The 13,157-nt window shown below is 46.0% G+C and carries 4 protein-coding genes (1 of these 4 cut by a window edge); all 4 read left to right on the top strand.

Annotated features, from left to right (window positions below):
* Positions 1-7: 7 nt before the first annotated feature.
* Positions 8-1,270 (top strand): hydroxymethylglutaryl-CoA synthase family protein, encoded by a 1,263-nt coding sequence (locus tag ACM1ND_RS17345; RefSeq protein WP_023989391.1) that lies wholly within the window; start codon positions 8-10, stop codon positions 1,268-1,270.
* Complete coding sequence (locus tag ACM1ND_RS17340) at positions 1,267-2,028, top strand: enoyl-CoA hydratase/isomerase (RefSeq protein ID WP_075154436.1); 762 nt, start codon at positions 1,267-1,269, stop codon at positions 2,026-2,028. The genes ACM1ND_RS17345 and ACM1ND_RS17340 overlap by 4 nt, the downstream gene beginning before the upstream one ends.
* A 45-nt stretch (positions 2,029-2,073) precedes the next feature.
* Positions 2,074-2,823, top strand: coding sequence for a polyketide synthase (locus ACM1ND_RS17335; RefSeq protein ID WP_418026387.1), 750 nt, complete (start codon positions 2,074-2,076; stop codon positions 2,821-2,823).
* Positions 2,824-3,044: 221 nt separating this feature from the next.
* Positions 3,045-13,157 carry the 5' portion of an amino acid adenylation domain-containing protein gene (locus ACM1ND_RS17330; protein ID WP_418026386.1) on the top strand. 1,026 nt of this gene lie beyond the right edge of the window, so the window shows 10,113 of its 11,139 coding nt (coding positions 1-10,113); its start codon is at positions 3,045-3,047; its stop codon lies off the right edge, out of view.

Here is a 13,157-nt window from a genome sequence, read left to right as displayed (position 1 = left end):
GACGATTATGGTTGTCGTGGGAATTGAGGCAATGAACGTTTTTGGTGGCTCTGCCTATCTGGATGTTATGCAATTAGCCCAACACAGGCAATTGGATCCTGCAAGGTTCGAAAATTTATTAATGAAAGAAAAGGCGGTTGCCCTACCTTACGAAGATCCAGTTACCTTTGGAGTAAATGCGGCAAAACCGCTGGTGGACGCTCTTTCAGAAGCGGAAAAAAACCGAATCGAAATGCTTATTACCTGTACGGAATCAGGTATTGATTTTGGAAAATCAATCAGTACATATATTCACCACTATTTGGGGTTGAATCGGAATTGCAGATTATTCGAGCTCAAGCAAGCCTGCTATTCCGGTACTGCTGGACTCCAAATGGCGGTGAATTTTATTCTTTCTCAGGTCTCGCCAGGAGCAAAAGCGCTTGTAATTGCCAGTGATATTTCACGATTTATTGCTGCTGAAGGCGGGGATGTCTTGAGTGAGGATTGGTCTTATGCTGAGCCAAGTGGAGGCGCAGGGGCCGTGGCAATGCTCATTAGTGAAAATCCTCATGTTTTTCAAATTGATGCAGGCGCTAATGGATATTACGGCTATGAGGTGATGGATACGTGCCGGCCGATTCCAGATAGCGAGGCTGGGGATGCAGATTTGTCTTTAATGTCCTATCTGGACTGTTGCGAGCAAGCGTTTTTGGAATACCAAAAACGGGTGCAAGGAGTGGATTATAAAGATACCTTTCAGTATCTTGCCTTTCATACTCCTTTTGGCGGAATGGTAAAAGGAGCGCATCGCACGATGATGCGAAGGTTGACTAAATCCAAACCAAATGAGATTGAGGCAGATTATTTACAACGTGTTAAGCCCGGATTGGCGTATTGCCAACGAGTCGGTAATATTATGGGGGCGACTTTGTACCTCTCCTTGGCAGGTACGATTGATCAGGGTACATTCGATGCTCCAAAGCGAATCGGCTGTTTTTCCTACGGGTCAGGCTGCTGCTCTGAATTTTATAGCGGGGTTGTTATGCCGCAAAGCCAGGAACATCTGCGGCGTTTTGAAATTGAGCGTAATTTGAATGATCGCTATCAGTTAACTATGGATGAATATGAATCCCTGCTAAAAGGCAGTGGCGCTGTACGGTTTGGAACCCGCAACGCCAAGCTGGATTTTCAATTGATTCCGGGGGTGATAGCTTCCGGGAAAGGGAGACAGCGGTTGTATTTGGAAGAAATCTATGAATTCCACCGTAAATACAGGTGGGAATCATGAGTTATCAAACGATTCAGGTTCGGTTTCAAGAATCGATTTGTTATATTCGCTTTTACCGACCGGAGGCAAATAATACGATTAATAATACCCTCATCGAGGAGTGCTTGCATGTACTTGCACTGTGTGAGGAGTCAGTTACGATCGTAGTTTTGGAAGGTTTGCCGGAGGTGTTCTGTTTTGGCGCGGATTTTGAGGGAATGCGTGAAAAAGTGGAAAGTGGACAAGAACATGCAATGAGTCCAGAGCCTATGTATGATCTGTGGTTAAAATTAGCAACTGGGCCCTATATCACGATTTCTCATGTGCGAGGAAAAGCAAACGCTGGTGGCGTCGGATTTATTGCTGCCAGCGATATTGTGATAGCCGACGAGACGGCACAGTTCAGCTTGTCAGAATTGCTATTCGGACTTTTCCCTGCTTGCGTTCTACCATTTTTAGTCCGCAGGATTGGATTCCAAAAAGCGCATTATTTAACACTAATGACGCAGCCCGTTTCGGTTCAACAGGCCCATGTATGGGGATTGGTTGATGCGTACGATGCTCAGAGTGAGATGGTGCTACGCAAGCATTTATTACGCCTCAGACGATTGAGCAAGCATGGGATTTTACGCTACAAGCGCTTTATGGATGAACTCAACGATTTGCGTCAGTGTAAACCACTAGCGTTGGCGTCCAATCAAGAGGTGTTTTCAGACGCTCAAAATCTTAAGGGCATTTTCCGATACGTCGAAACGGGGCAATTTCCGTGGATGGACTGATGGTCTACGCCACAAGATGGGGATGTAGGAGGGAAGAAGATCATAATGTCACAATCCGTGGTTGAATTACTTGAAATCGAACGAGGTATTATTCAAGTGAAAATGCAAGATAGAGTTCATAAAAATACATTTACGCTTGAAATGACCCATGGACTAAGACAAGCGTTCAAGACGATCCAAGAAGATTCAACCTGCAAAGTCGTAATTCTAACAGGATACGATAATTACTTTGCCACGGGTGGGACGCAAGAGGGACTGTTGGCTTTACATGAAGGAATCTCGAAGTTTACCGATGAAAATATTTACTCACTTGCATTGGGCTGTAAAGTTCCAGTGATAGCTGCTATGCAGGGACATGCGGTGGGCGGAGGCTTTGTAATGGGGCTATTTTCTGACTTTGTAGTCCTAAGCAGTGAAAGTGTGTACACGACTAATTTTATGAGATACGGATTCACACCGGGAATGGGTGCCACGTATATTATTCCTAAAAAACTAGGGTTCAGCTTGGGAGAAGAGTTATTGTTAAATGGGGGCAATTATCGAGGTGTTGAACTGGAAAAACGGGGAGTTCCATTTCCGACCCTGCCCCGCAAAGAAGTGATGGGCTATGTAATGGATCTTGCCCGGCAGCTAGCCGAGAAACCCAGATTTTCTTTAATCACGCTAAAGGATCATTTGGTTGCTCCACTCCGGGAACAGCTTCCCAAAATCGTAGAACAAGAGCTTATCATGCATGAGAAGACCTTTCATCAAGCGGAGGTTAAAGAACGAATTATCAACTTGTTTGGAAAATAACCAAATAGAGATTCGTTGAACGCCTTTGCGGTTGTTCATGCGAACCAGCAACGAGTGTGAAAGAGGCATATAGCCTTCCTCATCACTCGTTTTTTCTTTGATATATTTTAGCAGGCAACTCCTGGCAATGCTTCAAACGTGAATAATAGCTCAAAATGGACAGGGTGATAAGCCTTTAGCTCATGTTATATAAACTTTGTGTTTTGAGGAGTTGGTGGAGAATGATGCGAAAACATGACCAAACATGGAACCTTGATATTCCGATCGCTTCTTTTATTGAAACTTGCCGGAAATTTCCTGAAAAAGAGTTATTTACGTTTGAGAAAGAAGGCCAGAGTCCTCAAATTCTTTCCGGAAATACGCTTCTACATCAAATACAGGCTTTGGGCAATATCCTATTGAAAGAACTGGCTGAGCAGGAACGGGCACTTCTTGTATTTCCTCAGGGTCTGGAATATATCAGCAGCATGCTGGCATGTTTTTATGCAAATATCGTGGCCATACCTACACCTATTACAGATTCGGAGCCGGATGAAAAAATCTTTGAGAAGATGATGCCTATCTATAGGGATTCCCAAGCCGTATGTATCATAACCAATACGGACTTCAAAGCATTTCTCCAAACACGGAGGGAGTTTAATTCAATCCGTATCCTGAATATTGATGAAATCTTTCAAGAAGACACCGTTGACGTTGAGATAGAGATGAGAATGCCAGCGCCGCAGGATACTGCTCTTTTGATGTATACATCGGGCTCGACATCCTTGCCAAAAGGCGTAATCCTCAGTCACAGCTGTGTGATGAATCAGGCCAAGGCCGAGCAATGGAGAATTGACCGGAATAGTCGTGTCGTTTCCTGGACGCCGCAATTTCATGCTTTTGGACTGCATAACAATATTTTAGTCCCACTTTTAAACGGGGCGTCGAGCATTATTCTCCCGCCAGAAAGCTTCGCTAAAAATCCGGAAAATTGGATTCATATGATTGACAAGTATCAGGCTACCCATACGGCAGCGCCAAATTTTGCGTTCGATTATTGCTGCTCCACACTGGACATAGCTTCAATTAAGCAATATTCACTTCGCCATCTCCAAGCGATTATATGTGCAGGTGAGCCCATCCGGAAGGAAACTTACGAGAACTTCATCCATAAATTCCGGGAATTAGGGCTACAAGAGGATATATTTTGTCCCCTCCTTGGCTTATCGGAGCTGTGCCCTGTCGCCAGTATAAAACCAGGTCAGTCGATGAGATTCCTTAACTTGGATATCCCTAGCTTGGAGCAACGAAGAGTCCAATACACGGATGAAAAGAATAAATCGAAGTCCGTAGTGAGCTGTGGGGAGATTGAAGATCCGACGCAAATACGAATTGTTCATCCTGAAAGGCATACACAATGCTTACCGGAGGAAGTCGGCGAGATTTGGATTAAATCCGCACGGATGGCAGAGGGATATTTAAACAGGAAGGAAGAAACGAATAGCACTTTTGAGGTAGCCCTTTCAGATACAAAAGAAGGCGGCTTTTTTCGTTCCGGGGACCTTGGCTTTATTGCGGATAATCATATCTATGTCATCGGTAGAGAGAAGGAAGTCATCATTATTCGCGGCAAAAACCATCATCCCGTCGATATTGAATGGACCATCCAAAAAAATATGCCAGAGTTGACCTTGCCCATCGCTGTATTTTCCTCTGAAATCAATGGTCAGGAAAAAGTAATCGTCGTACAGGAAATTGAAGCGCCCCTTCATGAGCAGGAATATAAACGTCTGGTCGAAAACATACTGAATGCCGTATCCAATACGCATCAACTTGAAATTTACGATATCTATTTGCTGCTTAAGGGAAGTATACCCAAAACGGGAAGTGGGAAAATCCAAAGAAAGATCTGCCGCAATGCTTATATCAAACAAGAGCTTCAAGCACTTTATCAATATCGGAGTGCGTTCTCACTATCACATTCGAATATGGAAGAAACCGCCGCAGAAAACCATGACAGTACCATAAATGCCGTTTCATTGGTTCAATCGAAGATTCAGGAGTATATAGTGCAATTTTTGTGTTGGGAACTGAATCTCAAGCACGAGGAAATGAATTTGAATACAAATCTTCATGGTTATGGCATCGATTCTATTCTTGTCATGAAGCTTATACGCGGCCTTGAGAAGTCCTATCCGATCAAGGTCAAAGCAAGAGAAATTTTAGAGAACCCGACGATTCAACTATTATCGGCATATTTAGCCCAAAAGGTGGAAGAAGATAAATCCACTGTACAGGTCAATACTGAGAAAAATTCGCTCAGTTTCCGAAGGAATCCGCTTTCTGAAGTTCAGAAAGGGTTGTGGCTATTACATAAAATGTCCCCTGAGATGAATGCTTACAATATACCAATATGCCTCCGGTTTAATACGAAGATTGAGATTGAGAGCATTAAACGGGCTTTTCACATCGTTTTAGAACAGTATCCTATTTTAAAAAGTGTGATTGAAGAGGAAAATGGGATACCTTATCAAAAGCTGCAGCCCACGCAGCCGCTTCATGTGCAAGTGGAGGATATTTCAGCCTTGGAAGCAGATGAGATTATTCCATTTATTAGGGATAAAGCGAAGCAACCATTCGTGCTGGAACAGGATCCTTTGATGCGTATTTATGTTATGTCCAGATCTGAACAGGAACATTTCATACTGGTTGTCATCCACCATATTATTTTTGATGGAAGTTCTTTCGGCATGTTTACACAAAGCTTTTTAGATGCCTATAAAAACGTGGTACAGGGAAAGACATCGACAGTGTTTCCACCCGCAGCGAGCTACGGCGATTTTGTTAAATGGGAGCAAACGATGTTAGCGAGTGCAGAAGGGGAGAAGTATCGTTCCTACTGGACACAACAGCTGTCAGGTGCTTTACCGACCCTGGAGCTGCCATATGACCGCTCTGGTTTTCCGGCTCAAAGCATGGAAGCACAAACATATTCCAAGCCGCTTCCGCTTAAATGGGTCAAACGGGTAAAGTCTTTTGCCCAAGCGCAATATACGAGCTTGTCTACAGTCTTGTTAGGTATGTATACGGTATTGCTTAACCAGTATTCGGGACAGGAAGATATCATTGTTGGAATGCCAGTTATGGTGCGCCCGGAGCAGCGTTTTGATAATTTAATCGGCTATTTTGTCAATATGCTTCCAATCCGGAGTCAGATATCGGAAACAGAGACATTCCTGGATTTCATGAAAAAATTGCAGCTGACAGTAGTCGATGGAATGGATCATGCCTCGTATCCTTTTCCGGCTCTGGTCCGAGAATTGAATGTGCCGCGGAAGCAGACGAGCTCACCTGTTTTCCAAGCAGCCTTTTCTTATCAAAACTTCCTTCCAACTTCAAGCTTTCAGCAGCTTTGCAAGCCATATAAAGATATCTTTTTCGTCGAATTGGTTGAAGAAATTCACCAGGAAGGCGAATACGAGTTGGTATTGGAACTGCAAGAGCAGGAAGAGGAAATGATATTAAATATTAAATATCGCTCCAATTTGTTCGATCATTCAACCATCATACAGATGGCAGAGCGTTATATAGAATTAGCGGAAGCACTTATGGAGAATCCCGCTTGGCCCTTGGAGGAGCATTCCTTACTCTTACCAGAGGAAAAGGACATCATCCTTAATGACTGGAATGCTACCGGAACAAGTTATCCTGATAAGTGCTTCCCTGAATTATTCGCAAAACAGGCAAGAAAAACACCTGAAGCTATTGCAGTTGTATATGAAAAGGAATCGCTTACCTATGGGGAACTAAAAGAAAAGAGCACTTTACTGGCCTTATATTTGCAGAAACATGGGGTAACTCCTGATACTCTTGTGGGGATTTGCATGGAACGTTCTTTAGATATGGTGATTGGGCTGTTAGGAATCCTGATGGCCGGTGGAGCCTACGTACCGCTCGATCCGGAATATCCGGAGGACCGATTGGAGTATATGCTTCAGGATTCCAATGTTTCACTGGTTATTACGCAATCGGGGTTGTTGGAGAAAGTATCACGCTTGGAAGGGAACAACGTTAGCTGTATTGTCCTTGATAAAGACTGGGATCATCTGAAAAGTGATGTGAAGGGTAGAAAGACAATCAAACGGGAAGTGCAACCTCACCATTTGGCATATGTGATATATACCTCTGGAAGTACAGGGAAACCCAAGGGGGTCATGATTTCACATAAAGCGTTGACCAACTTTCTTATTTCCATGGGAGAGCAGCCCGGTTTAACAGAGCAGGACAAACTACTTGCGGTGACAACGTATTGCTTTGATATAGCGGGACTGGAATTATATCTGCCTTTGATTAAGGGGGCTCAATGCTATATTTGCAGCTCCAAAAACATAAAGGATGCCGAAAGACTTAAGCGGGAAATTCAAAGAATAAAACCGACAATTATGCAAGCTACTCCTGTGACTTGGACCCTGCTCTTTCAAGCCGGCTGGAAGAACGAAGAGAACATGAAAGTTCTCTGCGGAGGGGAAGCCCTTTCGGAAACGTTGAAATCTTATTTTGTTCATAACAGCTGTGACGCATGGAATATGTTCGGTCCGACTGAAACCACAATTTGGTCTACAATTCAAAAGATCGACGCTGATAAGCCTATTTCGATCGGTAAGCCTATTGCAAACACCCAGATTTACATTTTGGACAAACATCTTAGACCTGTGCCTGTTGGTCTTCCGGGAGAGCTTTTTATTTCGGGCAGCGGATTGGCCAGAGGCTATTGGAACCAGCCAGAGCTTACGGCTGAAAAGTTCATAGACAACCCATTCAATCCGGAAACCAAGCTCTACAGAACTGGAGATTTATGCAGGTGGCTTTCGGACGGCTCTATTGAGTATGTGGGACGGATGGATTATCAAGTGAAAATTCGCGGGTTTCGGATCGAGCTGAGTGAAGTTGAAGGTCAGGTCAGAACATATCCAGGAATCGATGATTGTGTCGTGATTGCCAAGGAACAGGAGGGAAATAAGCAGCTTATTGCCTACTGTTTGCTGAACAATTCCGAGTCCGGTAAGCCTCCTCTTGATCCGAAGGAAGTGCGAAACTATTTAAAAACTTTCTTGCCTTTTTATATGATACCAGCATTTTTTATAGAGCTAGATAAGCTGCCTTTGACCCCTAATGGGAAAATAGATCGAAAAGAATTAATGAATCGCAGGATCGAGTTAGCAACAACAAGAAAGATCCATTTACCACAATCGGATGTTGAACATCAGGTTCTAACGGTATGGAAAAAACTTCTGAATGTTGATGATCTAAGTACAGATGATGCTTTCTTTGACGTAGGTGGGAATTCTTTTTCAGCAGCAGAGATGATCGGAAGGGTCAAGGAATTGTTGGAATGCGATATTTCGGTGACAGCATTGTTCAAGTATCCGACAGTTAAGGAACTCAGTGCCTACATTACAGAAACAAGAAGCGAGAATGTTGATTCTCAAACGGAACAATCACATTCACCGGAACAAACAGATACAGCTGAAAATACAGCCTTACCGAAAATGGTTTCAGGCGAAGATGACCTCGAGCTATCCTACCCAGATTATTTTGAGGATAGTCTCGCAATTATAGGGATTTCATGCCATTTTCCGGGGGCCAAAAACCATGCCGAGTTTTGGAGCAATTTGAGGGCAGGGGTGGAGAGTGTCCGCTTCTTTTCCGAGGAAGAATTGGTTGGATTAGGGCTGGAAAAAGAAATCGTCGGGAATCGAGGCTATGTTCCCGGACGATGCACAATTGAAGGAAAAGAGTATTTCGACCCTGAGTTTTTCAGCTTATCACAGAAAAATGCAGAGTTTATGGATCCTCAAATGAAATTGCTGTTGCAGCATTCATGGAAAGCCGTTGAGGATGCTGGCTATATTAGCAAAGAAATTCCTGAAACCAGCGTGTATATGTCGGCAAGCAGCAGTTTCTATCAAGCATTTATCCCAAATTTGGCGTCGCAATCACCTAATGTCCTGAAGAACGCGGATGAATATGTAACCTGGATTTTAGCACAGGGTGGGACAATTCCTACTATGATCTCTCATAAATTGGGATTTAAAGGTCCGAGTCTGTTTGTGCACTCGAACTGCTCTTCCTCATTAGTAGGATTGCGTCTGGCTTCGCAAAGCCTGTTATCCGGTGAAGCCAAATACGCTTTAGTCGGAGCATCCACGATCTTTCCTTTTACCAGTGTAGGCTATGTGCATCAACCCGGCTTGAATTTTTCCAGTGACGGACATATTAAAGCCTTTGACGAGTCGGCAGATGGAATGATTGGCGGAGAAGGGGTTGGGGTTGTTCTACTGAAGAAAGCGCCAGATGCCATTAGAGACGGTGACCATATTTATGCGCTTTTACGGGGAGTAGGTGTGAACAACGATGGAACCGACAAATTAGGGTTTTATGCCCCAAGTGTCAAAGGTCAGGCTGAGGTTATTCAGAAGACGATAGAATCAACCCGAATTCATCCCGAATCTATCAGTTATATCGAGACGCATGGAACTGGAACAAAATTGGGCGATCCTGTTGAATTTGCCGCCTTAAATGAAACGTACAGGCAGTATACAACCAAAAAACAATTTTGCGGTATTGGATCGGTCAAAACCAATATCGGGCATCTGGATACTGCAGCAGGTTTGGCGGGGTGCATTAAAGTTGCTTTAAGCTTATACCATAATGAGATTCCTCCTTCACTTAATTACGAAAAACCAAACTCTGATATCAATTTTCCTGATTCACCCTTTTATGTTGTTGATAGTCTCCAAAAATGGGAGAAGGCGTCGTCTCCTCATCGGGCGGCGTTAAGCTCCTTTGGAATAGGCGGAACTAACGCTCATGCCATTTTTGAACAATTTGCAGTCAATGCTGAATCAGAACGATTTAAAGATAGTTCTGTGAACGAAGAAGCTGTCTATCTGATTCCATTATCTGCAAGGCATCATCATCGGCTTAAAGTGTATGCACAAGAGCTTTCAGATTTTTTGATAGCTTCTGAAGACATTAATTTGTCGGATGTATCCTTTACGCTTCAGACAGGACGAATGGCAATGAAAAACCGGGTAGCTTTTATCGTAAAGAATACGAGCGAGCTGGTACAAAAGCTCCAATCGTTCACGAATGAACAAGAACCTATCGAGGACTGCTGGAGGGGAGAAAACAATCAGTCAAAAGATTCAGTGCAATTATTTGAACAGGAAGAAGTTTTCAAGGAATTAATGAGCAAATGGATTGCAAATCGTGAAATGAACAAGCTGGCAGAGTTGTGGACCAAAGGCTTCTATATAGATTGGCGATTGCTATATTCCAATGTCATACCGAAAAGAATAAGTCTACCTACGTATCCTTTTGCTCAGGAGCGCTGTTGGGCTCCTGAGGTTGAGGCCGGAGCAGTAAGAACCGAAACAGTGGATGCGCCTGCGATTAGCCGTACACTGCTATTTGAGCCTGCCTGGAAGGAGCAGGACGTACCACTGGAAGCCGAAGCCCCTGACTATGATTGGCGAATGGTCTTGCTTTATGAGCCGGAAGAAGCTTTGCACGAGCGACTCGAAGCGAGCTTGAATGGAGCTGCGCAGGTGCTTGCCTTTCAATCCGGAAAAGGCCGGGTCGATGAGCGGTTCCAGGCCTATGCTGTTCAGGCCTTTGAGAGCATCCAAAGTATGCTCAAAGACAAGCCGAAGGGAAGAGTATTGGTCCAAATTGTGGTGCGGAACGCCGGGGAAGGACGGCTCTTTTCGGGACTTTCGGGACTGTTGAAGACAGCCCGTCTGGAAAACCCGAAATTCATCGGGCAGCTGATCGAAGTGGATCAGGGAGAACAGGCGGAAGGTATCCTGGCGAAGCTGGAGGACAACAGTCGAAGCCCGATGGATGGCTGGATTCGCTATGAGGAAGGTCAACGGAAAACCGCTTTTTGGAGCAGGCTCGAAACATCTGGGCAAAAAGAGGAGCTTCTATGGAGAGATGGTGGGGTCTATCTGATCACCGGCGGCTCCGGCAGTCTGGGGCTACTGGTTACAGAAGAGATTTCCCGGCAGACGCGAGCAGCGACCTTCATTTTGACGGGGCGGTCGCCGCTGGACCAAGACAAGCAGACGAGGCTGCAGGAGCTGGAGGCTTCAGGGGCCAGCGTGGTGTACAGGCAAGGCGATATCACCGATAGGAAGACGGTTATCGATTTACTGAACAGCATCGAGCAGGAATATGGGCGTGTCCATGGGATCATCCACTGTGCAGGGGTGATTCAAGATAACTTCATCATCAAGAAAACAAGGGAAGAATTTATAGAAGTGCTGGGACCGAAGGTGAGCGGACTGGTCCATCTGGATGAGGCAAGCAGTGGCCAGAACCTGGACTTCTTTGTGCTCTTTTCTTCCATATCGGGTAGCCTGGGCAATCCGGGACAGGCTGATTATGCGACCGCTAATGCCTTTATGGATGCATACGCCGAATACCGGAACGCACTGGTAGGGGCCAAGCAACGGCAGGGACAGACGTTATCTATCCGCTGGCCGTTATGGAAAGAGGGCGGAATGCGGATCGATGCGGATTCGGAACAGATCATGACGCAAAACATGGGCATTACAGCCATGCAGACCTGGTCGGGAATGAGGGCGTTGTACCAAAGTTTGGCCTCCGGCAAGGAGCAGGTGATGGTCATGGAAGGGGAACCCGAGAAGATCGAGACCTACCTGACGAAAGCCTTCTCACAGGCCGGTGTCCGTGCCATCCAGGCAGCTGTACCTTACCAGGCAAGCGTACCTATGCTGGATGCAGGCTTGCTCTACGACAAAACCTTGCATTGTCTCAAGGTGCTGTTTGGAGAGGTGACCCGGCTGAGCGTCGGCAGCATTGAAACCCATGAACCGCTGGAAACCTATGGAATCGACTCGATCATGATTACCCAGCTCAATGCCAAGCTGGCGGGCTTCTTTGGAGAACTGTCCCAGACGCTGTTTTATGAGTACCAAACCTTGCGTGCTTTGACGGAATATTTTGTGGCGGAATACCCACAGGAGTGTATGCAGTGGGCCGGGATGAGCCATGACATGCAGCCTGTAGAGGAAATACTTGCGGCACCGCTGTACGCCGAGGAAGAGGCCGTGCCGGCTGAGACAAAGGCGGCAGCGAAGCCTGTCCGAAGCTTGGCCGGGTCTGCTCCTGCGGAAATGCGTGAACCAATAGCGATCATTGGGATGGCTGGAAAGTATCCCTGGTCCAGGGACATGAACGAATATTGGGAAAATCTAAAAGCAGGGAAGGACTGTGTCACCGAAATCCCGCGTGAGCGCTGGACGATGGAAGGATTCTTCCATCCTGATCCACAGGAAGCAGTGGTGAATGCAAAAAGCTACAGCAAATGGGGGAGCTTTATCGAAGGATTTGCAGAATTCGATCCGCTGTTTTTCAATATTTCGCCACGGGAAGCACTCGGTATGGACCCGCAGGAAAGGCTGTTCATTGAAGCCTGCTGGGAAGCATTGGAGGACGCGGGCTACACTCGAGAACAGCTTGTGGTGCGGCATAACCGCCAGGTAGGCGTATTTGCCGGAATTACTAAGACGGGCTACGAACTCTATGGGCCGGAATTATGGAAGAAGGGAGCGCAAATATTTCCCCAAATATCCTTTAGTTCGGTAGCAAATAGGATTTCGTACCTCTTTAATTTGCAAGGGCCAAGCATGCCGATCGATACGATGTGTTCGTCCTCGTTGACTGCGATTCATGAAGCCTGTGAGCATCTGTACCGCGGAGAATGCGAAATGGCTATTGCAGGCGGAGTAAATCTGTATCTCCATCCGCTCAGCTATGTCGGACTTTGCGCCAACCACATGCTGTCGATAGACGGGCAGTGCAAGAGCTTCGGCAAAGGAGGCAATGGATTTGTCCCTGGAGAAGGCGCGGGGGTCGTCCTATTAAAGCCACTGTCCAAGGCGATCGCTGATGGGGACCTCATCCATGCGGTGATCCGGGGGACAAGCATCAACCATGGGGGTAAGACCAACGGCTATACGGTGCCGAACCCGACAGCCCAAGGGGAACTGATTCGGACGGCATTGGAGCGAGCGGGGGTCCACGCGCGGACGGTCAGCTATATTGAAGCTCACGGGACAGGCACGGAGCTGGGAGACCCGATAGAAGTGACGGGTCTGACTCAGGCATTCAGGAAGGATACGCCGGATACGGGATTCTGCGCCATAGGCTCTGTGAAGTCCAACATCGGACATCTGGAGGCGGCAGCGGGCATCGCCGGGGTTGGGAAAATCATCTTGCAGATGAAAAACCAGACGCTGGTTCCCAGCCTGCATGCCCAAGAACTG

Origin of the sequence: Paenibacillus sp. JJ1722, from assembly GCF_048282685.1 — a bacterium.
GTDB classification, from domain to species: Bacteria; Bacillota; Bacilli; order Paenibacillales; family Paenibacillaceae; genus Paenibacillus; species Paenibacillus polymyxa_B.
This window is presented reverse-complemented; position numbering and strand designations above follow the sequence as displayed.

What these genes read in the sequence shown, in the direction of transcription:
- ACM1ND_RS17345 (WP_023989391.1), top strand. Translation starts at nt 8, where the DNA reads ATGGTTGTCGTGGGAATTGAGGCAATGAACGTTTTTGGTGGCTCTGCC.
- ACM1ND_RS17340 (WP_075154436.1), top strand. Translation starts at nt 1,267, where the DNA reads ATGAGTTATCAAACGATTCAGGTTCGGTTTCAAGAATCGATTTGTTAT.
- ACM1ND_RS17335 (WP_418026387.1), top strand. Translation starts at nt 2,074, where the DNA reads ATGTCACAATCCGTGGTTGAATTACTTGAAATCGAACGAGGTATTATT.